Origin of the sequence: Rhodobacter sp., from assembly GCA_020637515.1 — a bacterium.
Lineage (GTDB): Bacteria > Pseudomonadota > Alphaproteobacteria > Rhodobacterales > Rhodobacteraceae > Pararhodobacter.
In genome coordinates this window covers 89,957-115,427 of sequence record JACKKG010000001.1, presented here as the reverse complement: position 1 = coordinate 115,427, position 25,471 = coordinate 89,957, and the positions used below count along the sequence as shown (strand labels likewise).

Genomic DNA, 25,471 nt, shown 5'->3' with positions numbered 1-25,471 from the left:
CGGTCGGCTTTGGGACGCGGTGGGGCGAAATGAAGGTTAATTGCGGATTAACCAAGGCACCGCGGCGCCGCCGGTCACGGTTTCGCCCCAATTCGCGCGGAATCGCCCCGGGAAAGGGGCGAAACCCCCTATCCAGATTGACCGTTGTCGGGAAATGCGCTAGGGCGCCCCTACCAGCCTGTGCGAGTCGCACGGACAAGGCCGATCGCCGCGGGGCGCGAAAACAGGGCGTCCCATCATTTTATTGCGGCCCGACGCCGCAAATCACGGACGCGAATGACCACTTTTTCCGATTTGAAGCTGGACCCCAAGGTCCTGAAAGCCATCGCCGAAGCCGGCTATGAAACCCCCACACCGATCCAGGCCCAGGCCATACCCGAGGCCCTGACCGGCCGCGACGTTCTGGGCATTGCCCAGACGGGCACGGGCAAGACGGCCTCGTTCACGCTGCCGCTGATCACGCGCCTGTCGCGCGGACGGGCGCGGGCGCGGATGCCGCGGTCGCTGGTTCTGGCGCCGACGCGCGAACTGGCCGCGCAGGTCGCCGAGAATTTCGATGTCTACGCCAAGCACACCAAGCTGACCAAGGCGTTGCTGATCGGCGGTGTGTCCTTTGCCGAACAGGACAAGCTGATCGACCGCGGTGTCGATGTGCTGATCGCCACCCCGGGTCGCCTGCTCGACCATTTCGAGCGCGGCAAGCTTTTGCTGACCGGGGTCGAGGTGATGGTCGTGGACGAAGCCGACCGGATGCTCGACATGGGGTTCATCCCCGATATCGAGCGGATCTTCCAATTGACGCCCTTCACCCGGCAGACGTTGTTCTTTTCGGCCACCATGGCGCCCGAGATCGAGCGCATCACCAACATGTTCCTGTCGAACCCGGCCCGGGTCGAGGTCGCGCGCCAGGCGACCACCGCCGAGACGATCGAACAGCAACTGATCGAGCTGACGCCGACGCGCCGCGACCGCGCCTTCAGCGAGAAACGCGCCATGCTGCGCGCGCTCATCGCCTCTGAAGGTGACGCCTGCACCAACGCCATCATCTTCTGCAACCGCAAGATTGATGTGGACGTGGTGGCCAAGTCGCTGAAAAAGCACGGGTTCGACGCATCGCCCATCCATGGCGACCTGGACCAGTCGGTGCGCACCCGCACGCTGGACGGGTTCCGTGACGGCACGGTCCGGCTGCTGGTCGCCTCGGATGTGGCGGCGCGCGGCCTGGACATTCCGGCCGTGAGCCACGTCTTCAACTTTGACGTGCCGTCCCATTCCGAGGACTATGTGCACCGCATCGGCCGCACCGGGCGCGCCGGGCGCAAGGGCAAGGCCTTCACCATCTCGACGCCCTCGGACGACAAGTATCTGGCCGCGATCGAGCACCTGCTGCAACGGCAACTGCCGCGCGGTGTGGCGCCCGAAGGCTTCGCCGAAGCCGCCGCCGAGGCCGCGTCGCGGCCCGAGCGAACCGAGAGACCGGCGCGCGGTGACCGCAAGCGCGGTGAGCGCAGCGAACGGGGCGAACGGGGGGACCGCGGCGAGCGTGGAAGCCGCCGGCGCGAGAAGCCCGTCGAAACCCCGGCGATCGAGGCGGCCGAAGTCGCCGTGGTCGCCGTGGTCGAGGCCGCCCCGGTCGAAGCCCCCGCGCCCCAGCGAGACGAGGCGCGCGACGACCGCCAGAACGACCGCCAGAACGACCGGCGCGACGACAAGCGCGACGACAAGCGCGGTCGGGGCCGCCGCGAACGCGGCCCGCGCGACGATCAGCCCGTGGTCGGCATGGGCGATCATGTCCCCGATTTCCTGATGCGGGAATTCCGCGCCAAGGCGGGCTGATCCGCCCCGGGCGCTGTTCCGCCACGCCATGGAAAAGGCCGCGACGGTTTCCCCCGTCGCGGCCTTTTTCGTTGCGCCGCAGTCGGGGGGCGTGACCCGGCGGGCGTGAAAATCCCGTTGCTATTTGGCCGCGTCAAAATACACTTGGCGCGGTTCGTTTGTTTTTTCCACCAAGGGACCTTTTGTCATGGACTTTCAAACCGCGGTTCAGACCTGCTTTCAGAAATACGCCACCTTTTCGGGGCGCGCGCAGCGCTCGGAGTTCTGGTGGTATGTGCTGGCCATCATCATCGCGAATCTGGTTCTGGGGCTGGTCGATTCCATGCTGTTCGGCGGGCACGGCAACATCGGCGTGCTGGGCGGGCTGTTTTCGCTGGCCACCTTCGTGCCGTCGCTGGCGGTCAGCGTGCGCCGGTTGCACGACATCGGCTATTCGGGGTGGTGGCTGTTGCTGATGCTGATCCCGTTGCTGGGATTTGTGGTGCTGCTGTTCTTCTACATCCGCGACAGCGAGCCGGGTGACAACATGTTCGGTCCGAACCCCAAGCGCATGTGACCCGTCAGGGTGCCGGGCGGCGCGGTCGCCGCCCGGACCCGGTTCAATAGGCAAATTGCTGGTAGATCCGGGTCAGATCGCTGTGCCAGTCATCGCGGTAATGCTGCAAAAGTTCGTCCGCCGGGGCCATGCCGGTCTCGACGCTTTCCTTCAACGCGTTCAGGAAGTGGGTCTCGTCGGGCAGCAGCCCGCCCGCACCCGGACGGGCCCGGGCCTTGAGCCCGGTTTCGGCGATTGCCACCGCCTCGCGCGCGAGGTCCAGCATCCGCACGCCGTGGGTTTCGGCCTGTAGCCCGTCCACACTGGCCGCGACGCGCAGGGCCTCGCGGGTTTCGGCGTCCCAGTGCTTGCACAGGTCCCAGGCCGCATCCAGCGCCGTCTGGTCATAGAGCATCCCGACCCACAGCGCCGGCAGCGCGCAGAGCCTGCGCCACTGGCCGGCGTCGGCGCCGCGCATTTCCAGGTATTTCTTCAGCCGTGCCTCGGGGAAGATGGTGGTCAGGTGATCGGCCCAGTCGCTGAGGGTCGGCACCTCGCCCGGCAACGCGGGCAGCCGACCGTTCAGGAAATCGCGGAACGACTGGCCGAGAGCGTTGATATACTTGCCGTCGCGATAGACGAAATACATCGGCACATCGAGCGCGTAATCCACATAGCGTTCGAACCCCATGCCGTCCTCGAAGGCGAAGGGCAGGGTGCCGGTGCGCGCCGGGTCCAGATCGCGCCAGATGCGCGAGCGCCAGGACTTGTGGCCGTTCGGCTTGCCCTCGAAAAACGGCGAATTGGCAAAGAGCGCCGTTGCCACCGGTTGCAGCGCCAGCGCCACGCGGAACTTCTGCACCATGTCGGCCTCGGACGCAAAGTCGAGGTTCACCTGAACCGTGCAGGTGCGCCGCATCATCTGCGTGCCATGGGTGCCGACGGTCTGCATGTAGTTGTCCATCAGCCGGTAGCGCCCCTTGGGCATGAGCGGCATGTCGTCATGCGTCCAGATCGGTGCCGCACCCAGGCCGATGAACCCGACACCGATCCCGTCGGCGATGGATTTCACCTCGCGCAGGTGTTCGTTCACCTCGTCGCAGGTCTGGTGGATCGATTCCAGAGGGGCGCCCGACAGCTCCAGTTGGCCGCCCGGCTCCAGGCTGACGTTGGCGCCGTTCAGCGTCAGGCCGATCAGCTTGTCGCCTTCCAGCACCGGCTGCCAGCCGTAGCGGTCGCGCAACCCCTCCAGCACGCTGAGGATCGAATGTTCGCCCGCGTAAGGCAGGGGTTTCAGGCTGTCCTTGCAGTAGCCGAACTTCTCGTGCTCGGTGCCGATGCGCCAGTCGCTGGCCGGTTTGCACCCCGAAGCAAGGTATTCGGCCAACTGGTCGCGATGCTCGATCGGCCCGCCGCCGGATTGGGGGATGGACATGGCAAGGGTGCTCCGGGATGACAAATTGGACCCCAGACCTGTCGCGCGGGGCGGGTCAAGTCAAGAGGTGCAATGCGCGCCGCTGCCAGATCGTTTGCGCCCGCTCGCCGGGGGGCTGGGCGGCGAGTCGCAGCAGGCGCTCCATGTCCAGGCCGGGAAGGGTGGAAAAGGCGTCGAACAGAACCTCGCTGCCCTGGGCGGTGCAGGGCACGGCGAGAATGCCACCATCGAGCGATTCCGCCAGCCAGAACCGGCGGTCGGCGCTGATCGACAACGAGGCCATCCGGTCCAGCGCCAGCACGCCGCCGCCGCGTGGACCGAGATAGCGCACCTCGCCCTCGTCCAGCTCGACCAGACCGGGCGCCTGGCCCGGCCGATGGAAGCGCGCGCGCTGCACGGCGCCAAAGGTCAGCGCGGCGCCGATCACGGCCAGCGCGATGGCGCCCCAGCGCAGCAGCCCCAGCCCGGTCCACGCCCACCAGGCGCCCAGCCCCGTCACCGCCAGCGCGATGCCGGTTTCGGCCCAGCGGGCAAGCGCGGCGCGGGCCTGGGGGCGCAGGAAGCCGGCCATCGGCGCTCAGCCCCAGTCGCCATGGCGCGCCTGCCACAGCGTCAGCGCCGCGACCGCGGCGGTGTCCGCGCGCAAGATGCGCGGCCCCAGCGACAGGCGGCGAATGAATGGCAGCGCGGTCAGGCGCGCGCGTTCGGCCGGCGAAAAGCCGCCCTCGGGCCCGATCAGGATCGCCGCGGGCGGCGGGGCCGGGTCGGCCAGCCCGGTTGCATCGGCCCCGGCCAGCCCTTCGTCCGCCCACCACAATGCGCGCCCTTCGGGCCAGCCGGACAGCAACCGCGACAGGGGTTGCAGCTCGCTCACCTCGGGGACGAAGGTTCCGGCCGACTGCTCGGCGGCCTCGATCGCGTGGGCTTGAAGCCGGTCGCGGCGGATGCGTTCGGAATTGGTGAAATCGGTCTGCACGGGCAGGATGCGGGCCGCGCCCAGCTCGACCGCCTTTTCGACGATGAAATCCGTCCGCGCCTTCTTGATCGGTGCGAAGATCAGCCACAGGTCCGGCGGGTCGCGCTGCGGTGCGACGGGATCGACGCAGACGACAGTCCCGCCCCGCTTGCCCAACTGGTCGATGCGCGCACGCCATTCGCCCTGGGTGCCGTTGAACACCGCGATCTCGGCCCCGTCGGTCAGGCGCAAGACGTTGCCCAGGTAATGCGCCTGGTCCTGCGTCAAGGGAACGTGTTGCCCTGCCCCCAGAGCTTGCTCTAGAAAAAGGCGCACCTTGGGGCGGGGATCGTTTCGGGGCAGACTCTCGGGCATGGACGAAACTGTATGACCGGCGACAACCAAAGACCAGAGGGTGACAGGCCCGCGTCCGACCGGCCGATCGCCGACCGGGTCGAAGGGAACTGGGTCGATACCCGGGCGCCGGACGAATTGCGCCCCTACCTGCGGCTCAGCCGCGCCGACCGGCCGATCGGCACCTGGCTGCTGCTGCTGCCCTGCTGGTGGGGGGCCTTGCTGGGGGCGCTGGCGCATCCCGAAACGGCGGGCGCGCATACGCTGTGGATCATGATCGCCTGCGCGCTGGGTGCCTTCCTGATGCGCGGCGCGGGCTGCACCTGGAACGACATCACCGACCGCGACATCGACCCGCTGGTCGAACGCACGCGCAACCGGCCGCTGGCGGCCGGGGCGGTCACCGTGCGCGAGGCGCTGATGTGGATGGGTATCCAGGCGCTGGCCGGGTTCCTGCTGCTGCTGACCTTCAACGCCGCCGCGATCTGGCTGGGGGTGCTGTCGCTGTTGCCGGTGGCGATCTATCCCTTTGCGAAACGCTTCACCTGGTGGCCGCAGGTCTTTCTGGGGCTGGCGTTCAACTGGGGCGCCCTGCTGGCCTGGACGGCGCAGACCGGCGCGCTGGACTGGCCGGCGGTGGTTCTCTACCTCGCCGGGATCGCCTGGACGCTGTTCTACGACACCATCTATGCCCACCAGGACCGCGAGGACGACGCGCTGATCGGCGTCAAGTCCACCGCGCGGCTGTTCGGCGACAACAGCGAGAACTGGCTCAGGGGGTTCCTGGTGGTGTCGGTCGTGCTGATGTCGCTGGCGATCATCTATGCGCTGGCGCCGCTTGCCGAACCGTTGCGCCTGTCGCTCACATTGGCGGGAGCATGGGCCTTTGGCGCGCATATGAACTGGCAGCTCGGGCGGCTGAACATCAACGATTCCGCCTTGTGTCTCAAACTGTTCCATTCGAATCGCGACGCCGGGTTGATCGTTGTGCTGATTTTCGCCGCCGCGCTTCTGGTCTGATTGCATCGCCGCCCGCATGGGGCTAGGTCAGATCCGTCCGGCAACCGCGCAGGAAGGCCCATGTTCAACAAACCCTTGCTCTATTCGGTGGCGGCCTTCGTCCTTGCGGCCCTGCTTGCGCTGGGCGCGGCCATGGCGATGACGACCCTGGTCGAGCATCGCAACACCAGCGCCTTGCGCGCCGCGATGACCGAGGCAGGGCTGACATGGGTGAGCGTCCAGCCGGACGGGTTGAACGTGACCTTGGGTGGCAGCGCGCCGGACGAAAGCGCGCGCATCCGCGCCTTGCAGGTGGCGGGCGCGGTGATGGACGCCTCGCGCATCAGCGAAACGATCGCCGTGGCGCGCCACGCCGCCGTCGTGGCGCCGGTGTTCCGCATCGAGGTGATGCGCAATCGCGACGAGATTTCCGTCATCGGCCTGGTGCCCGCCGACGAGGGCGACAATCCGATCACCGACCGGCTGTCCGCGGCGCTGCCCGGTGCCCGTGTCGAGGACATGCTGCAAACGTCGGATTACGCCGTGCCGGGGGGCTGGGTCGCGGCCGAGGCCTTTGCCGTCGAGGCGCTGCAACGGTTCCGCGTTGGCCGCATTTCCGTCTCGGCCGGCCGGATCGAGGTCGAGGCGCTGGTGGACAGCGCCGAGGCGCGCCGCACGCTCGAGGCCGCGCTGCGCGAGATCGCGCCCCGCGGGCAGGTCCTGGCGCTGGACCTGATCGCCCCGCGCCCGGTCGCCGCGCCGTTCCTGTTGCGCGTCGATGCCGAGGCCGGCGCGCTGCGTGTCACGGCCTGTTCCGCCGATACCGACGCGGCGCAGACCGCGATCGCCGACGCGCTGGTCGCGGCCGGTGGCACGCAGCGGCTGAATTGTCCGCTGGCGCTGGGCGCCCCCTCGCCACGCTGGGGCGAGGCCGCGGCGGTCTCGATCGCGGCGCTGGCCGCGCTGGGCGACGGCAGCCTGACGATTTCCGATGGAACGGTGGTCCTGGTCGCCGCCCACACCGTCGATGCGGCCGCCTATGACCGCGCCGTGGGGCGGCTGGAAACCTCGCTGCCCGATGCCTTCAGCCTGGACGCCTCGCACCAGGAAGCGCCCGCGACCGACGCCGCCGACACCGCCGCGCCCGAGGTGGTGCTGACGCTCGATGCCGAGGGCCGCGTCACCATCGCCGGGCGCCTGCCCGACGAACGCATCCGCGACGCGGTGCAGGCGATGGCCGGCGCGCGGTTCGGACGCGGCGCCGTGGACATGGCCGCCCGCCTGTCCGACGACCTGCCCCAAGGATGGGCGCTGCGCGTGCTCACCGGGGTCGAGGCCCTGTCGGAACTGCATGACGGCATCGTGCGCGTGCGCCCCGATACGATCAGTGTTTCCGGCAATTCGGGCAATCCCGATGTCCGCAACCAGGTCGCGCAGGCGGTGGTGCAGGGGCTGGGCGCGGACGCGGTGTTCCAGTCCACCGTCCAGTATGTCGAGGCCCTGGACCCCGTGGCCAATGCGCCGACCCCCGACAATTGCGAGGCGCGGATCCAGGCGATCCAGGCCGAAACCAAGATCAATTTCGACCCCGGTTCGGCGCGGATCGACACGGCCTCGGGCCGGGTCATCGACCAGATCGCGGACGTGTTGCACGAATGCGGCGAACTGCCGTTCGAGGTGGCGGGTTACACCGACAGCCAGGGCCGCGAGGAGACCAACCTCAACCTCAGCCAGGCCCGGGCCGAGGCGGTCATCAACGCCCTGCTGGCGCGCCGGGTCCTGGTCGCCTCGTTGGTGGCGCGCGGTTATGGCGCCGCCGATCCCATCGCTGACAACGGCACCGAGGCCGGGCGCGAGGCCAACCGCCGTATCGAATTCCATCTGATCCGCCCCGAGGCGCCGCCCGAGCCGCTGGATCCGGCGCTGGAAGCGCAGCTCACGTTCGAGATCCAGACCCCCGGCGCGGATACCGTGCGCCCCCGTCCTCGCCCGGGTGCGCCCGACGCGGCGGACGTCGCCCCCACCGTCGGCAGCGGGGACGAAGACCAGGCCGACGCCGCCCCCGCCGCAGCCGACGAGTAACCGGAGACCGTCATGAACCGCACCGAATTCGTCATCGTGACCGCCATCGTGCTGACGCTGGCCTTTGCGCTGGGTTGGTTCGCCAACTGGCTGGTCCACCGCTTTACCCGCGTCACGCAGGCCGATCTCGGCGAACTCGAACGCATGGCGCACGCCCTGCACGAGGCCGAGGAAACGCGCGATCAGGCCATCGCCTATATCCATCACCGCGACGACGAGACGACGCGCGAGATCGCCCAGCTTCAGGCCGAGCTGCGCGCCGCCATGGACGGTCTGCGCGATTCCCGGCACGAGGCCGAGACGCTGCGCCAGCAGCTTCATGGCCGCGCCTGACGGAACACATCGCCGCGAGCGGGCCTAGACGGATGCGGCCCGCGCGGGCAGAGTGTCCCTCTGACAACGATACCGTGAGACCGATGCGCCGGGTTTCCAAGATGACATTGCGGTCCCGATTGGGCCTTGTGGCCTTGCTGGCGGCCCTGCCGTTGCCGGCGGGCGCGCAGCAAGGTGCGTCGGGAATGGCCGCGGGCCTGTTGTATGGTGGTGTCGCGCCGATGCCGGTGCAGGCGTTGCCGGGCGAGGGGGCGCATCCGCTCCAGGACGCCGCGGCACGGATCGAGGCCCTGCTAGCCTCCGGTCAGCGGGCCGAGGCCTATGCCGCCGGTCGCGCCTTTCTGCGACAGGTCACGCAAGCCACCGGATTTGGCGTGACCAACGCCCATCTGACGCAGGGCCGGGCCGAGGGCTTCGGCATGTTCCAGCCGCGCGCCGACAACGTCTATCTGGCCGGCGAACCGGTCGAGGCCTATGTCGAGGTCTACGGCTTTTCCCTGACCCCGCGGCCTGGCAACGTGAACCAGTTGCTGTTCGATGTCGCCTTTACGCTGGAAACGCCGGACGGTCGGCAGATGACCGACAGCCTGGTGCCGATGGGCGCGATTCAACTGGACAGCCGCAGCAGTCCGCTGGACGGGTTCTTTCACCTCACCTATCGCGTGTCGGGGGCGGTCGGCGCCTATGCCCTGCGCACCGAGGTGGTGGACCGCGCCAGCGGCCAGCGCGCCGAATTCACCCTGCCCGTGGTCTTTGTCGATCCGGCCGGCCAGCCACAGGCCGGCAAATAGATCACCAGCGTCTGAGCGCGTCCTCGTCGGCGTCCCGGGCGGCGACCCAGTCGGTGCCATCCGCCGTAAATTCCTTTTTCCAGAACGGCGCGCGGGATTTCAGGTAATCCATCAGGAATTCGGCGGCGGCAAAGGCCTCGGCCCGGTGACGGGCGGCGGTCGCCACCATCATGATCATCTCGCCCGGCGCCATCGGTCCGTGGCGATGGATGATGAGCGCGGCATCCAGCGACCAGCGCGCGGTGGCCTCGGCCTCGATCCCGGCGAGGGCGCGTTCGGTCATGCCGGGGTAATGCTCGATCTCCATGCCGGTCAGCGCGCCGCCATTGTCGCGCACCAGCCCGGCAAAGGTGACCACCGCGCCCGCGCCGCGCGCCCCCGCAGCGAAGGCCGCGCTTTCGGCGCCATAGTCGAACGCCGTCGCCTGAACCCGCACCACCATCGCCTTAGCCCCCGGTCATCGGCGGGAAAAAGGCGACCTCGCGCACACCGGCCAGCGGCGCGTCGAAATCCGACAGGTCCTGGTCCAGCGCCACCCGCACCGCCTTGAGGTCCGAGAACGCCAGCGCATAGCGTGCCTCGCGCGCGCTGAGTTCGGCCACCAGGTCGGCCACGGTTGCGGCGCCGGTTTCGACCGTTTCGCGCGGCAGTCCGATGCGTTCGCGCAACCAGGCGAAATAGAGAACCGTCAGCGTCATTCCGCCCTATCCCCGAGATGCGGCAGGGCCTTTCGGAAATAGTCCCAGCCGGTGATGGCCGTCAGCGCCGCCGCGATCCAGATCAGCAACAGCCCCACGGTCCAGACTGTTTCCCCGCTGAGATTGGCCAGCGACAGCAGATTGCGCTGCGCGTCGATCCCGGTCGAGGCCATTTCCGAAATGACCTCGCGGTTGCGGGCCAGCGCCTGTTCGCGCACGTATTCCAGCCCCAGCGCGGCAAACAGCGTCGAGATCGCCACCATCTGCGCGGTGGTCTTCCATTTGGCCAGTTTCGTCACCGCCAGCAGGCGCGAGGTGTTGCCCAGGTATTCCCGCAGGCCCGACACGAACACCTCACGGAACAGAATCACCGTGGCGGGCAGGATCAGCCAGGGGTCCATGCCGGAATAGCCCGTCAGCACCAGCAGCGCGATGACCACCATCGCCTTGTCGGCGATCGGATCCAGCATCGCGCCCATGCGGCTTTCCTGCCGCCACAGGCGGGCCAGGTAGCCGTCGAAATAATCCGTGATCGCCGCGACCAGGAACAGCACCAGCGCGAACCAGTCCGCCCAGGGGCGCGCGAAATAGAGAAACATCACCGCCACGCCGGGGGCGGCCAGCAAACGCAGGACTGTCAGCGTGTTCGGGATCGTCCATTTCATGGGGTCTTTGTAACGGCAAAGCGGTGGCAGGGGAAAGGGGCCTCGATATTGGCTGGCGCGGAACCGTCAGCCAAAGATGCCGGCGGTGATGGCCGCCAGCGCCAGGTATCGCCCGGTCTTGGCCAGCGCGACCAGCAGCGTGAATTGCCAAAGCGGCGTCCGCATCGAGCCGGCCATCACGGTGGTCAGGTCCAACACCGGCATCCACGACAGCAGCAGCGTCCAGACGCCCCAGCGCCCCCACCACAGCCGCGCGCGGGCGAATTGCGAATCGGGCACCTTGAGCCAGCGATGCGCGCCGGCGCTTTCAAGCCGCCAGCCCAGCCAGTAGTTTACATAGGTGCCCAGCGTGTTGCCCAGCGAGGCCACGACGATCAGCGCCCAGACCGGCGCCAGGCCCGCAATCTGAAGACCGGCAAAGATCAGTTCGGATTGAAAGGGCAAGACCGTCGCAGCCGTGAACGCCGCGGCGAACAGGCCCGCCAGCGCCGTCAGCACGGTCAGGTTTCGGTGCTCTCGGCCCCGACATGCGCCTCGTCGCGTTGCAACCGCGGTTCGCGCGGCGGCCGGCCGATCACGTCGCGCAACTCGTCGAGCTCGATGAAATTGTCGGCCTGGCGGCGCAATTCGTCGGCGATCATGGGCGGTTGCGAGCGGATCGTGGACACGACCGAGACGCGCACCCCCTGGCGTTGCAGCGATTCGACCAGCGGCCGGAAATCGCCATCGCCCGAGAACAGCACCGCGTGGTCCAGACGATGGGCGATCTCCATCGCGTTCACCGTCAGTTCGATGTCCATGTTGCCCTTGACCTTCCGGCGACCCAGCGAGTCGGTGTATTCCTTGGCCGGTTTGGTCACCATCGTGTAGCCGTTATAGTTCAGCCAGTCGATCAGCGGACGGATCGGGGAATAGTCGTCATTCTCGAGCAGCGCCGTATAGTAGAACGCGCGCAGCAGCTTGCCCCGGCGCATGAACTCCTGGCGGAGCAGCTTGTAGTCGATGTCGAAGCCGAGCGATTTTCCCGCAGCGAAGAGGTTCGCGCCGTCGATGAACAGCGCAAGTCGCTCATCCTTGTAAAACATCCTTCGTCCTTTCAAATACGGCAACATCAGCCAGTATGTCTGAAGCCGCGCCCGTCACTAGCACTCGTTTGGGACACAAGATCGTCCGGGGGTCAGGCGGATCGCAGGAATGCACACGAACCTGTCAGGACCATAATTGTGACAAACGACGACCGCAACCGCTTCCTGTTGGCGCTCGGCAGCAACGCCTTCGATGACCTCGGGACCAACGTTGCATTAGTTAAGGATGCGGTGGAAAAGATCAAACGCGCGGGGTTCAAAAACCTGCGATTGGGACACCTTTATGCGACCCCTGCCTTTCCCGCCGGGGCGGGCCCCGACTTTGTCAACGCCTGCGCCACCGCCGAGTCGCCCCTTTCCCCCACCGAGGCGCTGGCCGCGCTGCACGCGATCGAGGCCGAGATGGGCCGCGTGCGCACGGTGCGCTGGGGACAGCGCGTCATCGATCTGGACCTGCTGGCGGCGGGCGACCGGGTGATGCCCGATGTGGCGACCTTCCGTCACTGGATGGGGCTGCCGCTGGCGGATCAGATGCGCCTGGCGCCCGGCGAGTTGATCGTGCCCCATCCGCGCCTGCACGAACGCGGATTCGTCCTGGTGCCCCTGGCCGATGTCGCGCCCGACTGGGTTCATCCGATCCTTGGTCGCAGCGTTCGGCAGATGCTGGCGGGGCTCGATCCGGCGGAAACGGCGGAAATCCGGCCGATTTGATCGCGGTCGGCGCAACTGCGCGGAAACGCGCGCTTGTCAATCCTGTCGAATGGCATTAGAGACCACAGGCTGATCCTCCCCATTCCCGCAAATGGAGTGCTTCATGGCCCGCGTGACGGTCGAAGATTGCGTTGACAAGGTTCCGAACCGCTTCGAGCTGGTGATCCTGGCTGCCCATCGTGCGCGCGAGGTTGCGGCCGGCGCGCCCATCACCGTGGACCGCGACAACGACAAGAACCCGGTCGTCGCCCTGCGCGAGATCGCCGACGAGACCCAGGGCGCCGACGACCTGCGGGAGCGTCTGATCGAATCGATGCGCACCCAGAACGAAGTGGACATGCCCGAGGACGACGACATGGCCCTGCGCATGGGCGCGCAGGCCGACCGCCCGGTGCTGGACGACATGAGCGAGGAGCAATTGCTGCGCCAGCTCGTCGCCGCCCAGCCCGAGCAGGACTGACCCGGCGTTTCGGGCAGGATCGACCGTGATCACGCCCGACGATCTGGTTGCGCTGATCCGCAACTACAATCCGACCTGCGACGAGGCCCTCATCCGCCGCGCCTGGGCCTATGGCGAGGCGATGCATGAGGGCCAGTTCCGTCACTCGGGCGAGCCCTACTTCACCCATCCCGTCGCCGTCGCCTCGATCCTGACCGAGATGCGGCTCGATGACGCGACGATCGTCACCGCGCTTCTGCACGACACGATCGAGGACACGCGCTCGACCTATGACGAGGTCCAGGGGCTGTTCGGCCATGACGTGGCGGAACTGGTCGATGGCGTGACCAAGCTGACCAACCTGCAACTGTCGTCCGAGGTCAAGAGCGGCGCGGCCAAGCAGGCCGAGAATTTCCGCAAGCTGCTGATGGCGATGTCGCGCGACATGCGCGTGATCCTGGTCAAGCTGGCCGACCGTCTGCACAACATGCGCACCATCCGGTCGATGCGCCCCGACAAGCAGGCCCAAAAGGCCCGCGAGACGATGGAGATCTTCGCGCCGCTGGCCGGGCGGATGGGGATGCAATGGATGCGCGAGGAGCTGGAGGATCTGGCCTTTCGCGTGCTCAACCCCGAGGCGCGCAATTCGATCCTGCGCCGCTTCATCACCTTGCAGCGCGAATCGGGCGACGTGATCGCCCGCATCACCGCCGACATCCGCTTCGAACTGGAAAAGGCCGGGCTGGACGGCACGGTCTATGGCCGGGCGAAGAAACCCTATTCCGTCTGGCGCAAGATGCAGGAAAAGGAGCTGTCCTTCAGCCGCCTGTCCGACATCTACGGCTTTCGCATCATCGTCGATGACGTGGCCCAGTGCTATCAGGTCCTGGGGCTGATCCATCAGCGGTGGCGCGCGGTGCCGGGCCGGTTCAAGGACTACATCAGCCAGCCCAAGTCGAACGGGTACCGGTCGATCCACACCACCGTCTCAGGGCGCGATGGCAAGCGGGTCGAGGTGCAGATCCGCACCCGCGAGATGCACGAGGTCGCCGAGGCCGGGGTCGCCGCGCATTGGGCCTACAAGGACGGCACCCGCACCGCCAACCCGTTCGCGGTGGACCCTGCGCGCTGGATCGCGGGCCTGACCGAACGTCTGGACAGCTCCGAGGATCACGACGAGTTCCTCGAACACGTCAAGATGGAGATGTATGCCGATCAGGTGTTCTGCTTCACCCCCAAGGGTGACGTGGTGCAACTGCCCAAGGGTGCGACGCCCCTGGATTTCGCCTATGCGATCCACACCCGCATCGGCAACGCGACCGTTTCGGCCAAGGTGGACGGGTTGCGCGTGCCGCTGTGGACGCGGCTCAGGAACGGTCAGTCGGTCGAGATCATCACCGCCGAGGGACAGCGCCCGCAGAACTCGTGGATCGAACTGGTGTACACGGGGCGGGCCAAGGCCTCGATCCGGCGGGCGCTGCGCGAGGAAGACCGCGAACGCTTCATTCGGCTGGGGCGCGAACTGTCCCGGGTCGCGTTCGAAAAGGTCGGCCGCAAGGTCACCGACAAGGCGCTGGACACCGCCGCCCGGGCGCAGGGGCTGAAAGGGCCGAACGATCTGCTGTCGCGGATCGGCGCGGCCGAGATCAGCGCGCGCTCGGTGGTCGAGCAGCTCTATCCCGAAACCGCCGCCCTGACCGGGCCCGAGGTCGATGTCTCGCGCCCCGTGTCGGGGCTGGACCCCGATATACCGTTCCGCCGCGCCGCCTGCTGCCAGCCGGTGCCGGGCGAACGGATCGTCGGCATCACCTATCGCGGCAAGGGGGTCGTCGCCCATGCGATCGATTGCGAGGCGCTGGCGGCCTTTGAAAGCCAGCCCGAACGCTGGATCGACCTGCAATGGCATGGCGGCAAGCATCCCGCCTGTCACACCGTCTCGCTGGAGCTGACGATCACCAACAGCGCCGGTGTGCTGGGCCGGGTGTGCAGCCTGATCGGCGAACAGGGCGCGAATATCTCGGATCTGCGCTTTCTGGACCGAAAACCCGATTATTTCCGCATTTTCGTCGAGATCGACGTATCGGATGCCGAGCATCTTCATCGTATCCTGACCATTCTTTCCGCCGAAACCGACGTCGCCCAGGTCATCCGCCAACGAGACCCGAACCGCCAACCCTGAATCCGGACCGCCGCGCGTGATCTTCAAGCGCCGAGACACCAGACCCCTGCTGCGGACGATTGCGGAATTCTTCTGGCCGCGCGGCGGGTGGCGTCGGGCGGCAACCTATATCCTGCACCGGATGCGCCGGCTTCCCGATTCGCCCGAGCGCATCTGCATCGGCATCGCCGCGGGGCTATATGTCTCTTTCCTGCCGCTCTACGGGTTGCATTTCGTCACCGCCGCGCTGGTCGCCTGGATCTTTCGCGGCAACATCCTGGCGGCGTTGCTGGCCACGTTCTACGGCAACCCGCTGACCTTTCCGCTGATGGCGGCGGGCGGGCTCGAACTGGGCGGGCGTCTGTTGGGAACCGAGGTGCGGATGTCCGTGTCGGGCGTCATCAGCGCCATCGGCCGCGCTGGCAGCGAACTGTCGCACAACCTGTTCACCGTCATCACGGGCGACCCCGTGCACTGGGGCCGGCTTGTCAGCTTCTGGCACGAGGTCTACCTGCCCTATATGGTGGGCGGCCTGCTTCTGGGCTTGCCCTTTGCCGTGGCCGCGTATTTCGTGCACCTGCCGCTGGTGCGCGCCTATCAGCGCAGCCGCCAGAAGCGCCTGAAACAACGATTCGAGGCCGCGCGCCACCGCCAGCGCGCCCTGGATACCGGAGACGAGACATGACCGCCGCCCCCCCGCTTGCGCCGCTTCGCCTGGGCGTGAACATCGACCACGTCGCCACGCTGCGCAACGCGCGGGGCGCTGCCTATCCCGATCCGGTGCGCGCCGCGCTGGTCGCACAAGAGGCCGGGGCCGACGGCATCACGGCCCATCTGCGCGAGGACCGCCGCCACATCATCGACAGCGATATCGACCGCCTGATGGCGGCGATCGCGATTCCGCTCAACTTTGAAATGGCGGCGACGACGGAAATGCAGGCCATCGCCCTGCGCCACCGCCCGCACGCCGTCTGCCTGGTCCCCGAGAAGCGCGAGGAACGCACCACCGAGGGCGGGCTCGACGTGGCGGGCGACATGAACCGACTGGCCGATTTCATCGCACCGCTGACCGAGGCCGGCAGCCGCGTGTCGCTGTTCATCGGCCACGATCCGCGCCAGATCGAAGCCGCCGCGCGCGTCCGCGCCCCGGTGGTGGAACTGCACACCGGCCGCTATTGCGACCTGGTGGCCGAGGGGGCGGTCGAAGCGGCGGCACTGGAACTGGCCGCCTTGCTGCGCGGCGCCCGCCTGGCACAGTCCGCCGGGATCGAGGTGCACGCCGGCCACGGGCTCAGCTTTGCCACGGTCTCGCCGTTTGCCGCGACCCGCGAGATCCGCGAGTTGAACATCGGTCATTTCCTGATTTCCGAGGCGGTGTTCCTGGGCCTCGACCCGGCGATCCGCGAGATGCGCCGCCTGATGGATGCGGCCCGCGGCTGACCCGGACATGCCGTTTCACGACCTGTTGCCGATCCTGCTGGGCTGGATGGTGGCCATTGTCTCGCCCGGGCCGGCGACGCTGGCGATCACCGGCTCGGCCATGGAGGGCGGACGCGCGCCGGGGCTTGCCCTGGCCTGGGGGGTGGTGACGGGCTCGGCCGTCTGGGGCCTGCTCGCCGGGCTGGGCCTGGGCGCCGCGATGCTCAGCCACGCCTGGATCTTCGCGCTGCTGCGCTATGCCGGGGCGGGCTATCTGGGGTGGCTGGCGTGGAAATCGGCCCGTGCCGCGCTGCGTCCCGGCGCCACCAGGATGGCCCGGCCGGTCGCCGACGGCTTGCGTCGGGTCTGGGCCCGGGGCGCGCTGATCCACCTGACCAACCCCAAGGCGGTGCTGTTCTGGGGCGCGGTCTTTGCGCTGGCTGTGCCGGCGGATGCGCCGGTGGCCGTGCTGTGGCAGGTCGGGCTGGCGTGCCTCGCGACCTCGGCCGTGACCTTGAGCGCGATGGCGCTGCTGTTTTCCGCCCCGCCGGTCGCGCGTGCCTATCTCAGGGCGCGGCGCGGGTTCGACGCGGTGTTCGCGCTGCTGTTCGCTCTGGCCGCGCTGAAGATCCTGACCGCGCCGTTGAGCGCATCGTGACCCACCCGCGGCTTGCCCGGCGGGCCCGCGCGGGCGATGATGCCCCGGCATTCGCCCCGGAGGAATTCATGAAAGCCCTTTCCCTTTGCGCCCTCGTTGCCCTTGTTGCCGCCGTGCCGCTGTCCGCCCCGGCGCAGGTCGTGGCCGATTGCGACTGGATCGCCAGTCCCGCGAATATCGCCGAACCCTGGGACCAGAACAGCCGCACTTATGCGAACGGCGCGATCCGCGTGGCGCTGCTGGACACCGGCGGCGAACCGGTCTGCTGCGCGGCGCATCTTCTGATCCTGATGCCATCGGGGGACCAGGACGGGCCGGTCTACCGGCAATGCCGGGTCGCCTCGGCCGCGCCGGGGACGGGGTTCTTCTCGATCGACGTGCCGGGGATCGCCGCCAGCTACGACCCGGGCAAGGGGCTGCTGCTGTCGGTCCCCGTCGGGCACTGGCACGCGGGGATGGAATCCGGTCAGCCGGCGATCGCCGAACGGATGGAGATCCGTCTCAACCAGGCCAGCGGCGAGGTCCGGTTCGAGTGATCCTGGGCATCGGCACCGATCTGGCGAACATCGACCGTATCGCCGCCACGCTGGACCGCTTCGGGGACCGGTTCCGAAAGCGCGTCTTCACCGACATCGAACTGGCCAAGGCCGCACGGCGCAAGGACGAGGTCGGCACGCTGGCCAAGCGATGGGCCGCGAAAGAGGCGTGCTCCAAGGCCCTGGGAACCGGGCTGGCGATGGGGATCTCCTGGAAGGACATGGGCGTCGCCAACCGCCGCGGCGGGCAGCCGGTGATGGTGCTGACGGGCTGGGCGGCCGAACGGCTGGCGGCGATGACGCCGCCGGGGCATGAGGCGGTGGTGCATGTCTCGCTGACCGACGACCACCCCTGGGCCCAGGCCTTCGTGGTGATCGAGGCCCGCCCCCTGGCTTGAAGCCCACCCCCCGCGCGGGTTGCGACCGCCGGGAGGGTTTTCCACCCTCCCGGACCCTCCCGGAGGATATTTGCAGCACAAAGAAGGGCGGGATTAAGAAACGGTAAACGGCCCTTCTTTGTGCCGGAAATATCCCGGGGGTGAGCCGCGCAAGCGGCGAGGGGGCTGGCCCCCTTTCCCGCTCACGTCCCGCTGAAGGCCGGGTTCTGGCGCTTGACAGCATCGCGCCCGGGCCGCATGACACCCGGGCATCGGAACAGGGAGCCCGTCATGGCCGCAGCCACCGAAAAGAAGGAAGGTCTCTGGGAGACCGTGAAGACCATCTTCTGGGCGCTGGTGATCGCCGGGTTGTTCCGGACGCTGTTCTTCCAGCCGTTCTGGATCCCCTCGGGGTCGATGAAGGAAACGCTGCTGATCGGCGATTTCCTGTTCGTGAACAAGATGGCCTATGGCTATTCGCGCTATTCCTGCCCCTTTGCGCTGTGCCCGATTTCGGGGCGGATCTTCGGCGCTTTGCCCGAGCGCGGCGATATCGTGGTGTTCCGCCACCCGGTCAGCGGCGACGATCTGATCAAGCGGGTGATCGGCCTGCCCGGCGACCGCATCCAGGTGCGCGCGGGGCTGCTCTATATCAACGACACGCCGGTGGGCCGCCGGCCTGATGGCGATTTCGTCGAACTCTATGAGCGTCAGGGCGCGGCCGGCCAGTATCCGCGCTGCGAGAATGCGCCGGTGGGGCAGGGCGGCGAGTGCCGGAAGGGCCGCGAGATCGAGACCCTTCCCAACGGTGTCAGCTACCCGGTCCTGAACATCGAGGACAACGGGTTCGCCGACAACACGCCGGTCTTCACCGTGCCCGAGGGGCACGTGTTCTTCATGGGCGACAACCGCGACAATTCGGTCGACTCGCGGTTTGCGCAGACCGCCGGCGGCGTCGGTTTCGTGCCGGTCGAAAACCTGATCGGCCGCGCCGACCGGGTCATGTTCTCGTCCGCGGGGACCTCGATGCTGGCGTTCTGGACCTGGCGGCCCGACCGGTTCTTCCACTCGCTGCACTTCGGCGAATGAGGGGCGGGCGGCTTGACACCGCCCCCCACCGCGCCCAAAGAGCCCTGAAACCAGAGGGACCAGGGCCGTGACCGATACCGCGACGCGCAAAGGCGAAGGCTGGCGCGAGACCGCCAGGACAGTCTTCTGGGCGCTGCTCCTCGCGGGCCTGTTCCGCACGGTCTTTTTCCAGCCGTTCTGGATCCCCTCGGGGTCGATGAAGGAAACGCTGCTGATCGGCGATTTCCTGTTCGTGAACAAGATGGCCTATGGTTGGTCGCGCTGGTCCTGCCCGATGGGTCTGTGCCCGATCGAGGGACGTCTGTTCGCCCGGATGCCCGAGCGCGGGGACATCGTCGTGTTTCGCCACCCGGTCAGCGGCGAGGACTATGTCAAGCGACTGATCGGCCTGCCCGGGGACCGCATCCAGATGCGCGCGGGGCTGCTCTACATCAACGGCGAACCCGTTCGGCGCGAGGCGGTGTCAGACTACATCGAACCCTATGCGCCCCAGGGGGCTGCCGCGCAGTTGCCGCGTTGCCGCAACCACCCGCAGCCCGGCGGCGATTGCCGCAAGCAGCGCGAGATCGAGACGTTGCCCAACGGCGTGCGCTATCGCGTGCTCAGCATCCGGGACGGGGGGCGCGCCGATGACACCGCCGAATTCACGGTGCCCGACGGGCAGTTTTTCTTCATGGGCGACAACCGCGACAATTCGCTGGATTCCCGCTTTCCGCAGTCGCAAGGTGGCGTGGGTTTCGTGCCCTTCGAAAACCTGATCGGTCGCGCCGACCGGGTGGTTTTTTCGTCGGCGGGATCGTCGATGCTGGCGTTCTGGACCTGGCGGTCCGACCGTTTTCTGCACGCGCTGGATTGAGCCATGGCCAAGGGACTCACATTGTCGTCCGACCTCGCTGCCTTTGCCCAGCGGCTGGGTCATGATTTCGCCCGGACCGAGCTGCTGATCCGGGCGCTGACCCACGCCTCGGCGGGGTCCGCCACGCGGCCGCACAACCAGCGGCTCGAGTTCCTGGGGGACCGGGTGCTGGGCCTGGTCATCGCCGAGACCCTGTTCGCCGCTGACCGCCAGGCGACCGAAGGCCAACTGGCGCCCCGGTTCAACGCCCTGGTGCGCAAGGAAACCTGCGCCGATGTCGCGCGCGCCATCGACCTGGGCGCGGTGCTGAAGCTGGGCCGCTCCGAGATGCTGTCAGGGGGACGCCGAAAAGAGGCGCTGCTGGGCGACGCGATGGAGGCCGTCCTTGCGGCGGTCTACCTGGACGGCGGGCTCGAGGCCGCGCGCGCGGTGATCCTGCGCCATTGGGCCGATCGCGTCGCGCGTGTCGAAGCCGACGCGCGCGACGCCAAGACCGCGTTGCAGGAATGGGCACAGGCGCGGGGCGAGGCGCCGCCCGTCTACGTCGAAATCAGCCGCGAGGGCCCGCCGCACGCGCCGGTCTTCACCATCGAGGTGCGCCTGGCCGACGGCAACGCGGCGCGGGCCAAGGCCGGGTCGAAACGGGCCGGCGAACAGGCTGCCGCCCAGTCGCTGCTGGCACGGGTCAGCGAAGCGTGAGCACCAATCGGCGGGGCGCAACCTTCATGGTGCTGGCGATGGCGGCCTTCGCCTGCGAGGACACGTTGGTCAAATCCGCGACGCAGCTGGTGCCGGCGGCGACGGTGATGACGGGCTTTGGCCTGCTGGGCATGGCGCTGTTCGCGGCGATGGCCTGGTTGCGCCGGGAACGCGTGCTGCCGGCGGGTGGGCTGTCGCGCGGTCTGTCGATCCGCTCGGCGATGGAACTCTGCGGGCGGTTGTTCTACTCGCTGGCGCTGGCCTTTGCCGATCTCGGTGCGACCTCTGCCATCTTGCAGGCCACGCCACTGGTGGTGGTGGGCGGCGCGGTCTGGGTCTTTGGCGAACGCGTGGGCTGGCGCCGCTGGACGGCGATCGGCATCGGGTTCCTGGGCGTTCTTCTGGTCTTGCGCCCCTCGGGGCAGGGCGTGGACATGGCGGCGCTGTTCGCGGTGCTGGGGATGCTGGGCTTTGCCGGGCGCGATCTGGCCACGCGCGCGGCGCCGCTGACCGTGACGAATGCGCAACTGGGGGTCCTGGGCATGGGGGTCCTGGCGCTGGCGGGTTTGGTGGTGCAGGGCGCCAGCGGGGCGGTGCCGGTCCTTCCCGGGCCCGGGGCGGCGCTGCGTATCCTCGGCGCGGCGCTGTTCGGGGTCGGTGCCTACAGCGCGCTGACCGTGGCGATGCGCTCGGGCGAAGTGTCGGTGGTGACGCCGTTTCGCTACACGCGCCTCGTTTTCGCGCTGATCCTCGCCGTGCTGGTGTTCGGCGAGCGGCCCGACCCGTCGATGCTGCTGGGGTCGGCGCTGATTGTCGGATCGGGCCTGTTCACCCTGGCGCGCAGTCGGCGCTGAGCGGCGCGCGCCGGTTCAGCGGGCCTGGGGCATCCGGCCCTTTTGCCGGGCGTCCGCGCGCCACAGCTTGCGCCGGATTCCCGCAGGCTCCAGATGGCCGTAACGGCCGCCCGAGAATTTGGGCCAGTCCAGCGCCAGCCCCATCCGGACCAGTTCGGCGCCAATGTCGCGCCCGTCGGGCAGGACGCAACGCGCGACTTTGCGGTCGTACGAGACACTCTCATGCAGTTCGGCGGTGACCACCTGGTCCTGGCACATCCGGATCACCGCCCATTTCGATTTCTGCCCATAGGGGTGGTCCAGTTCGGGCGCGTCGATCCCGAACAGGCGCAGCCTTGTGCCTTGAATGATGACCGTGTCGCCGTCGATCACGGTGCAGCGGCCCTGGATCGTCCGGGTGATCTTTGGGGGCGAATTCGACGCCCCGGCGCGGCGCGGACGGCCACGAGGGCCGCGGCGGGGCCGGGCAAACAGGGCCCGGATCAAAAGGCGCAACAGGGACAAGACCGGCCTATTCCGTTCGGGCTGCCATTGCCGGACCTGTGCCGCAGGTCCGGGCGGCGGTCAAGACCCGGGCGGTATGGCGCTTGCACCGGGCGTGGTATAAGGCGCAAGGCATAGCCAGAGGATTCAGCATGACCACACGCGCGGGCTTCGTCGCCCTGATCGGAGAACCCAACGCGGGCAAATCGACCCTCCTGAACCGGATGGTCGGGGCCAAGGTGTCCATCGTCACCCACAAGGTGCAGACCACGCGGGCCCGGATCCGCGGCATCGCCATGGACGGCCAGGCGCAGATCGTCTTCGTCGATACGCCCGGCCTGTTCCGCCCGCGGCGCCGGCTGGACCGGGCGATGGTCGCGGCCGCCTGGGGTGGGGCGGCGGATGCCGATATCGTCGTGCTGCTGATCGAGGCCCACCGCGGCCTGACCGATGGCGCGCGGGCGATCATCGACGCGCTCAAGGACCGCGCGACACCCGGGCAGGTGGTGGCGCTGGCGATCAACAAGATCGACAAGGTGAAATCCGAAACCCTGCTGGCGCTGTCGCAGGAGCTGAACGCGGCCTATCCCTTCGCGCGGACGTTCATGATCTCGGCGGAACGGGGATACGGCACCGACGCGCTGCGCAGCTGGCTGGGCGAGTCGCTGCCCGAAGGCCCCTGGCTCTATCCCGAAGACCAGATCGCCGACCTGCCGCTGCGGATGATTGCGGCCGAAATGACGCGCGAGAAATGCACCCTCAGGCTGCACCAGGAATTGCCCTACGAGCTGACCGTCGAAACCGAGGCCTGGGAAGACCGTGAGGACGGGTCGGTGCGGATCGACCAGGTGATCTTCGTCGCTCGCGACGGGCACAAGGGGATCGTCCTGGGCCACAAGGGCGAAACGGTAAAGGCGATCGGACAGCAGGCGCGCGCCGAGATCGCGACCTTCCTCGACCGCAAGGTGCACCTTTTCCTGACCGTCCGCGTGCGCGAGAACTGGCTGAACGAAAGCGAACGCTACAGCGAGATGGGGCTCGATTTCCGCGACGGCGATGCCTGAGGCGTCCATCATCTTGTCGGAAATACGCACCGGGGTTTCCAAAGGGGGGGCGTGCCCCCCCTTTGGCGAGGGAGCGCGAGGGGCGAGCAGCCCCTCGCCCCGCCCATGACCCCGCGCCTGACCGCCGGTTTCTGGGTGCAGGCCTACCTGACACGCCTCAGGCTGGCCGATATCCCCGCCTTTGTCGTGCGAAGGGGCGACGAGACGGCGGGTGCGGTGCTGGTCAAGCAAAGCCCTCTCGACGGCACGGCGACGCTGTATCAGCGCGAGTTCGACTTGCTGACGGAGGCCCGCCGCTGGGTTCGGGTCGCCCAGGGGCCCGAGCGCGAGATGGACGAACGGCTGGCGCGCGAGCGGGCGCGGGACCCCGATCTGTGGGTGATCGAGGTCGAGGATCGGGCTGGCAGGTCGCTGCTGGACGAGCCGGGGCTGGACGGGTAACGCGTGCTGCGAGGTGACGGGGCGGCGGGGGCTGCCGCCCCCGCACCCCCGCTTCAAGGGGGGCATGCCCCCCTTGAAAATCCCCATGCGCCTGTCAGGCAAGGGCGCGCTCGGGGTCAGTTCTCTTGCCTTGGGGCGCGCGACGGGATAGGCCCGCGGAAACCCCGGAGTCCCCATGCCCACCTATACCGCCCTGACCACCCTGCCCGACGAAACCCGCGCCCAGGCCCTGGGCGAGGCGCTGGAAGATCTCGACCCTGAGCCCGTCGGTGTCGGGGTGTTCGAGCTCGAGGATGGGTCGGGGCTGTGGGAGGTCGGTGCCTATTTCACCGAGGCGCCCGACGAGATTGCCCTGACGCTGATGGCCGCCGCGTTCGGTGCGGCGGAATTCGCGGTCTCGGAACTGCCCGAGATCGACTGGGTCGCCCATGTCCGGCGCGAGTTGTCGCCGGTCGAGGCCGGTCGCTTCTTTGTCTATGGCAGCCATGACGCCGACAAGCTTCCGGCCGGGCGCATCGGTCTGCTGATCGAGGCCGCAATGGCCTTTGGCACCGGGCATCACGGCACCACGCTGGGCTGTCTGCGCGCCCTGGACCGGCTGGCAGAGGGTGGCTTTCACGGCCGCAACGTGATCGACGTGGGTTGCGGCACCGCGGTTCTGGCGATGGGCGCGGCAAAGCTCTGGCCCGAAACAGTCCTGGCCACCGACATCGACGCGGTCGCCGTCGAGGTCGCCGAGGCGAATGTCGATGCGAACGGCCTGGCGGGCCGGATCGACTGCCTCGAGGCGGTCGGCTTCGATCATCCCGCGATTCACGCGCGTGCGCCGTTCGATCTGGTCTTTGCCAACATCCTCAAAGGGCCCCTGATCCAGATCGCGCCCGACATGGGTCGGCACACCGCGCCCGGCAGTCTGGCGATCCTGTCGGGACTGCTGGTCACGCAGGCGCGCGATGTTCTGGCCGCGTATGTCGCGGCCGGCTTTGTCGAGGTCTCGCGCGAGGAAATCGGGGACTGGGCCACCTTGGTCCTGCGTCGCGCCTGATTTTTGCCGCGATTCGCCTCTAGATTCGGTGCTCAGCCCGTTTCAAAGCCGAGCAAGCCGATGCAGAGTGCCGATTTTCTTCGCCGCATGGACACCGTCCTGACCAGCCGCGTGGACGACCTGAAGACCCGTGAAAACCCCTGGCGACGGCGCCTTGCCCGGGCCGGCGGGGTTCTGGCCGGGGCGCTGGTGTGCTTCTTCCTGCTGAAGGGCGCGGCCATGGCCAGCCGTGACACGGGCTTTGACGCGCCACTTCCGCCCGACGCGGGCTTTGGCGCGCAGGTCCGGTTCTGGATCGCCGGGCCGGATCCGGTCAGCCGCGCCCTGGCGGCCACCTTTCGCGGCCCGGCGCACTGACTTCTGACACCTGAAATGGAGAACGCCGCCACGGTTTCCCGGGGCGGCGTTGTTCTGGGCTCGGTCAGCGAGGATCAGCGCAGGGCGTTGATCACGCCGTCGATGTCACCACGGCACAGGCCGATATCGTCCAGTTCACGGTCGGTCAGTTTCCCAAGCTCGCGGCGGGTGACACGCAGGTCGTTCCACGCGGCAAAGCGGGCAAAGAAATCGGCGACCGAGAACCCGAGCGAACGGCCGAACACGCCATCGGCAACGGGGCGGGCAGAGGCAAAAAAGGCCATCGGAGGCTCCTGTCGTTTCAAGTCTGCTGAAGCATTGTGCTTCTGACGATCAGATAGCCGAGGCCACGGGCAGGGAGTAGACGGAATTGCTGCATTGCAGCTATGCGCAAGTGGCATGACTGTGAGGGCGCGCGAAACAGCCCTTCTCGCGGGGGTGCGGATGGAATGCGACCACATTAACGCCGTTCGCGTCGGATGCAATGGCTGAATGGCCCCTCGGGCGCCGATTTCCG

32 protein-coding genes are annotated in these 25,471 nt (G+C 68.0%); 22 read left to right on the top strand and 10 right to left on the bottom strand.

The genetic code is table 11. The annotated features are described in order from the left end of the window. The first annotated feature begins 276 nt into the window (after positions 1-276). Both H6900_00570 and H6900_00565 read left to right on the top strand, forming a co-directional pair. Positions 277-1,836: a DEAD/DEAH box helicase gene (locus H6900_00570; protein MCC0071759.1), complete on the top strand. Its 1,560-nt coding sequence runs from the start codon at positions 277-279 to the stop codon at positions 1,834-1,836. 187 nt (positions 1,837-2,023) lie between these two features. After that, positions 2,024-2,392 carry a DUF805 domain-containing protein gene (locus tag H6900_00565; protein MCC0071758.1) on the top strand — a complete coding sequence of 123 codons (369 nt, stop codon included), beginning with the start codon at positions 2,024-2,026 and terminating at the stop codon, positions 2,390-2,392. Positions 2,393-2,435: 43 nt separating this feature from the next. On the opposite strand, the gene H6900_00560 is transcribed toward H6900_00565, so the two are convergent. From H6900_00560 to H6900_00550, 3 genes are read right to left on the bottom strand one after another with little or no spacing between them, the layout of a single operon-like run. Next, positions 2,436-3,806: a glutamate--cysteine ligase gene (locus H6900_00560; protein MCC0071757.1), complete on the bottom strand. Its 1,371-nt coding sequence runs from the start codon at positions 3,804-3,806 to the stop codon at positions 2,436-2,438. Positions 3,807-3,861: 55 nt separating this feature from the next. Continuing rightward, complete coding sequence (locus H6900_00555; GenBank protein ID MCC0071756.1) at positions 3,862-4,377, bottom strand: hypothetical protein; 516 nt, start codon at positions 4,375-4,377, stop codon at positions 3,862-3,864. A gap of 6 nt (positions 4,378-4,383) precedes the next feature. Beyond that, the gene (locus H6900_00550) at positions 4,384-5,136 is read right to left on the bottom strand and encodes a 16S rRNA (uracil(1498)-N(3))-methyltransferase (GenBank protein MCC0071755.1); all 753 of its coding nucleotides are present in this window, start codon (positions 5,134-5,136) and stop codon (positions 4,384-4,386) included. A gap of 12 nt (positions 5,137-5,148) precedes the next feature. On the opposite strand from H6900_00550, the gene H6900_00545 reads away from it, so the two are divergent. The 4 genes from H6900_00545 to H6900_00530 all read left to right on the top strand — a co-directional run bounded on the left by H6900_00545 (position 5,149) and on the right by H6900_00530 (position 9,320). Next, positions 5,149-6,135 (top strand): 4-hydroxybenzoate octaprenyltransferase, encoded by a 987-nt coding sequence (locus H6900_00545; GenBank protein ID MCC0071754.1) that lies wholly within the window; start codon positions 5,149-5,151, stop codon positions 6,133-6,135. Between the two features lie 60 nt (positions 6,136-6,195). Next, entirely contained in the window at positions 6,196-8,196 is a 2,001-nt protein-coding gene (locus H6900_00540) for an OmpA family protein (GenBank protein ID MCC0071753.1), read from the top strand. 12 nt (positions 8,197-8,208) lie between these two features. Further along, positions 8,209-8,529: a hypothetical protein gene (locus H6900_00535; protein MCC0071752.1), complete on the top strand. Its 321-nt coding sequence runs from the start codon at positions 8,209-8,211 to the stop codon at positions 8,527-8,529. A 185-nt stretch (positions 8,530-8,714) separates the two neighbouring features. Continuing rightward, complete coding sequence (locus tag H6900_00530) at positions 8,715-9,320, top strand: hypothetical protein (GenBank protein MCC0071751.1); 606 nt, start codon at positions 8,715-8,717, stop codon at positions 9,318-9,320. Between the two features lies 1 nt (position 9,321). Here the strand turns inward: H6900_00530 and H6900_00525 are convergent, their stop codons facing one another. The 5 genes from H6900_00525 to H6900_00505 form a co-directional block, all read right to left on the bottom strand. Then, on the bottom strand, positions 9,322-9,762 hold the full coding sequence (locus tag H6900_00525; GenBank protein ID MCC0071750.1) for a molybdenum cofactor biosynthesis protein MoaE: 441 nt from the start codon (positions 9,760-9,762) through the stop codon (positions 9,322-9,324). Positions 9,763-9,766: 4 nt separating this feature from the next. Then, a complete protein-coding gene (moaD, locus tag H6900_00520) occupies positions 9,767-10,012 on the bottom strand; it encodes a molybdopterin converting factor subunit 1 (GenBank protein MCC0071749.1) in 246 nt (81 codons plus the stop codon). A 2-nt stretch (positions 10,013-10,014) separates the two neighbouring features. Next, a complete protein-coding gene (pgsA, locus tag H6900_00515) occupies positions 10,015-10,683 on the bottom strand; it encodes a CDP-diacylglycerol--glycerol-3-phosphate 3-phosphatidyltransferase (protein MCC0071748.1) in 669 nt (222 codons plus the stop codon). A 66-nt stretch (positions 10,684-10,749) separates the two neighbouring features. After that, entirely contained in the window at positions 10,750-11,169 is a 420-nt protein-coding gene (locus H6900_00510) for a DedA family protein (GenBank protein MCC0071747.1), read from the bottom strand. A gap of 14 nt (positions 11,170-11,183) precedes the next feature. Next, the gene (locus H6900_00505) at positions 11,184-11,768 is read right to left on the bottom strand and encodes an NYN domain-containing protein (protein MCC0071746.1); all 585 of its coding nucleotides are present in this window, start codon (positions 11,766-11,768) and stop codon (positions 11,184-11,186) included. A gap of 165 nt (positions 11,769-11,933) precedes the next feature. On the opposite strand from H6900_00505, the gene folK reads away from it, so the two are divergent. From folK to H6900_00445, 12 genes are all read left to right on the top strand, one after another. Further along, positions 11,934-12,479, top strand: a complete 546-nt coding sequence (gene folK, locus H6900_00500; GenBank protein ID MCC0071745.1) for a 2-amino-4-hydroxy-6-hydroxymethyldihydropteridine diphosphokinase — start codon at positions 11,934-11,936, stop codon at positions 12,477-12,479. A gap of 103 nt (positions 12,480-12,582) precedes the next feature. After that, positions 12,583-12,939, top strand: a complete 357-nt coding sequence (locus H6900_00495; GenBank protein ID MCC0071744.1) for a DNA-directed RNA polymerase subunit omega — start codon at positions 12,583-12,585, stop codon at positions 12,937-12,939. A 25-nt stretch (positions 12,940-12,964) separates the two neighbouring features. After that, positions 12,965-15,097 carry a bifunctional (p)ppGpp synthetase/guanosine-3',5'-bis(diphosphate) 3'-pyrophosphohydrolase gene (locus tag H6900_00490; protein MCC0071743.1) on the top strand — a complete coding sequence of 711 codons (2,133 nt, stop codon included), beginning with the start codon at positions 12,965-12,967 and terminating at the stop codon, positions 15,095-15,097. Between the two features lie 16 nt (positions 15,098-15,113). Continuing rightward, positions 15,114-15,761, top strand: coding sequence for a DUF2062 domain-containing protein (locus H6900_00485; protein MCC0071742.1), 648 nt, complete (start codon positions 15,114-15,116; stop codon positions 15,759-15,761). Next, positions 15,758-16,516: a pyridoxine 5'-phosphate synthase gene (locus tag H6900_00480; GenBank protein MCC0071741.1), complete on the top strand. Its 759-nt coding sequence runs from the start codon at positions 15,758-15,760 to the stop codon at positions 16,514-16,516. The genes H6900_00485 and H6900_00480 overlap by 4 nt, the downstream gene beginning before the upstream one ends. Before the next feature lie 7 nt (positions 16,517-16,523). Next, entirely contained in the window at positions 16,524-17,153 is a 630-nt protein-coding gene (locus H6900_00475; protein ID MCC0071740.1) for a LysE family translocator, read from the top strand. A 68-nt stretch (positions 17,154-17,221) separates the two neighbouring features. Next, the gene (locus H6900_00470) at positions 17,222-17,689 is read left to right on the top strand and encodes a hypothetical protein (protein ID MCC0071739.1); all 468 of its coding nucleotides are present in this window, start codon (positions 17,222-17,224) and stop codon (positions 17,687-17,689) included. Beyond that, entirely contained in the window at positions 17,686-18,087 is a 402-nt protein-coding gene (locus H6900_00465; GenBank protein ID MCC0071738.1) for a holo-ACP synthase, read from the top strand. Before H6900_00470 ends, H6900_00465 begins: the two co-directional genes overlap by 4 nt. 270 nt (positions 18,088-18,357) lie before the next feature. Then, on the top strand, positions 18,358-19,155 hold the full coding sequence (gene lepB, locus H6900_00460; GenBank protein ID MCC0071737.1) for a signal peptidase I: 798 nt from the start codon (positions 18,358-18,360) through the stop codon (positions 19,153-19,155). A gap of 67 nt (positions 19,156-19,222) precedes the next feature. Then, entirely contained in the window at positions 19,223-20,011 is a 789-nt protein-coding gene (lepB, locus tag H6900_00455; GenBank protein ID MCC0071736.1) for a signal peptidase I, read from the top strand. A 3-nt stretch (positions 20,012-20,014) separates the two neighbouring features. Then, the gene (rnc, locus tag H6900_00450; GenBank protein MCC0071735.1) at positions 20,015-20,710 is read left to right on the top strand and encodes a ribonuclease III; all 696 of its coding nucleotides are present in this window, start codon (positions 20,015-20,017) and stop codon (positions 20,708-20,710) included. 26 nt (positions 20,711-20,736) lie between these two features. Further along, positions 20,737-21,564, top strand: a complete 828-nt coding sequence (locus H6900_00445; protein ID MCC0071734.1) for a DMT family transporter — start codon at positions 20,737-20,739, stop codon at positions 21,562-21,564. A gap of 15 nt (positions 21,565-21,579) precedes the next feature. On the opposite strand, the gene H6900_00440 is transcribed toward H6900_00445, so the two are convergent. Continuing rightward, the gene (locus H6900_00440) at positions 21,580-21,891 is read right to left on the bottom strand and encodes a thermonuclease family protein (GenBank protein MCC0071733.1); all 312 of its coding nucleotides are present in this window, start codon (positions 21,889-21,891) and stop codon (positions 21,580-21,582) included. Between the two features lie 308 nt (positions 21,892-22,199). Here H6900_00440 and era point away from each other — a divergent pair, with 308 nt between their 5' ends. From era to H6900_00420, 4 genes are all read left to right on the top strand, one after another. Further along, positions 22,200-23,111, top strand: coding sequence for a GTPase Era (gene era, locus H6900_00435; protein MCC0071732.1), 912 nt, complete (start codon positions 22,200-22,202; stop codon positions 23,109-23,111). Between the two features lie 105 nt (positions 23,112-23,216). Beyond that, positions 23,217-23,552, top strand: coding sequence for a DUF1491 family protein (locus H6900_00430; protein ID MCC0071731.1), 336 nt, complete (start codon positions 23,217-23,219; stop codon positions 23,550-23,552). A gap of 175 nt (positions 23,553-23,727) precedes the next feature. After that, positions 23,728-24,597, top strand: coding sequence for a 50S ribosomal protein L11 methyltransferase (locus H6900_00425; GenBank protein MCC0071730.1), 870 nt, complete (start codon positions 23,728-23,730; stop codon positions 24,595-24,597). Between the two features lie 60 nt (positions 24,598-24,657). Beyond that, a complete protein-coding gene (locus H6900_00420; protein ID MCC0071729.1) occupies positions 24,658-24,954 on the top strand; it encodes a hypothetical protein in 297 nt (98 codons plus the stop codon). 74 nt (positions 24,955-25,028) lie between these two features. Here H6900_00420 and H6900_00415 read toward each other — a convergent pair whose 3' ends face one another. Beyond that, positions 25,029-25,238, bottom strand: coding sequence for a DUF1127 domain-containing protein (locus H6900_00415; GenBank protein ID MCC0071728.1), 210 nt, complete (start codon positions 25,236-25,238; stop codon positions 25,029-25,031). Between the last annotated feature and the right edge of the window lie 233 nt (positions 25,239-25,471).

Bases quoted from the DNA above. Each gene is read 5' to 3' on its own strand.
- H6900_00570 (MCC0071759.1), top strand. From the start codon at position 277: ATGACCACTTTTTCCGATTTGAAGCTGGACCCCAAGGTCCTGAAAGCC.
- H6900_00430 (MCC0071731.1), top strand. From the start codon at position 23,217: ATGACCCCGCGCCTGACCGCCGGTTTCTGGGTGCAGGCCTACCTGACA.
- H6900_00415 (MCC0071728.1), bottom strand. From the start codon at position 25,238: ATGGCCTTTTTTGCCTCTGCCCGCCCCGTTGCCGATGGCGTGTTCGGC.
- H6900_00540 (MCC0071753.1), top strand. From the start codon at position 6,196: ATGTTCAACAAACCCTTGCTCTATTCGGTGGCGGCCTTCGTCCTTGCG.
- H6900_00480 (MCC0071741.1), top strand. From the start codon at position 15,758: ATGACCGCCGCCCCCCCGCTTGCGCCGCTTCGCCTGGGCGTGAACATC.
- H6900_00560 (MCC0071757.1), bottom strand. From the start codon at position 3,806: ATGTCCATCCCCCAATCCGGCGGCGGGCCGATCGAGCATCGCGACCAG.
- rnc (MCC0071735.1), top strand. From the start codon at position 20,015: ATGGCCAAGGGACTCACATTGTCGTCCGACCTCGCTGCCTTTGCCCAG.
- H6900_00420 (MCC0071729.1), top strand. From the start codon at position 24,658: ATGCAGAGTGCCGATTTTCTTCGCCGCATGGACACCGTCCTGACCAGC.
- H6900_00565 (MCC0071758.1), top strand. From the start codon at position 2,024: ATGGACTTTCAAACCGCGGTTCAGACCTGCTTTCAGAAATACGCCACC.
- H6900_00495 (MCC0071744.1), top strand. From the start codon at position 12,583: ATGGCCCGCGTGACGGTCGAAGATTGCGTTGACAAGGTTCCGAACCGC.
- H6900_00555 (MCC0071756.1), bottom strand. From the start codon at position 4,377: ATGGCCGGCTTCCTGCGCCCCCAGGCCCGCGCCGCGCTTGCCCGCTGG.
- H6900_00535 (MCC0071752.1), top strand. From the start codon at position 8,209: ATGAACCGCACCGAATTCGTCATCGTGACCGCCATCGTGCTGACGCTG.
- H6900_00425 (MCC0071730.1), top strand. From the start codon at position 23,728: ATGCCCACCTATACCGCCCTGACCACCCTGCCCGACGAAACCCGCGCC.
- H6900_00530 (MCC0071751.1), top strand. From the start codon at position 8,715: ATGGCCGCGGGCCTGTTGTATGGTGGTGTCGCGCCGATGCCGGTGCAG.
- lepB (MCC0071737.1), top strand. From the start codon at position 18,358: ATGGCCGCAGCCACCGAAAAGAAGGAAGGTCTCTGGGAGACCGTGAAG.
- H6900_00550 (MCC0071755.1), bottom strand. From the start codon at position 5,136: ATGCCCGAGAGTCTGCCCCGAAACGATCCCCGCCCCAAGGTGCGCCTT.
- pgsA (MCC0071748.1), bottom strand. From the start codon at position 10,683: ATGAAATGGACGATCCCGAACACGCTGACAGTCCTGCGTTTGCTGGCC.
- H6900_00525 (MCC0071750.1), bottom strand. From the start codon at position 9,762: ATGGTGGTGCGGGTTCAGGCGACGGCGTTCGACTATGGCGCCGAAAGC.
- H6900_00445 (MCC0071734.1), top strand. From the start codon at position 20,737: ATGGTGCTGGCGATGGCGGCCTTCGCCTGCGAGGACACGTTGGTCAAA.
- H6900_00470 (MCC0071739.1), top strand. From the start codon at position 17,222: ATGAAAGCCCTTTCCCTTTGCGCCCTCGTTGCCCTTGTTGCCGCCGTG.
- era (MCC0071732.1), top strand. From the start codon at position 22,200: ATGACCACACGCGCGGGCTTCGTCGCCCTGATCGGAGAACCCAACGCG.
- H6900_00545 (MCC0071754.1), top strand. From the start codon at position 5,149: ATGACCGGCGACAACCAAAGACCAGAGGGTGACAGGCCCGCGTCCGAC.
- H6900_00475 (MCC0071740.1), top strand. From the start codon at position 16,524: ATGCCGTTTCACGACCTGTTGCCGATCCTGCTGGGCTGGATGGTGGCC.
- H6900_00505 (MCC0071746.1), bottom strand. From the start codon at position 11,768: ATGTTTTACAAGGATGAGCGACTTGCGCTGTTCATCGACGGCGCGAAC.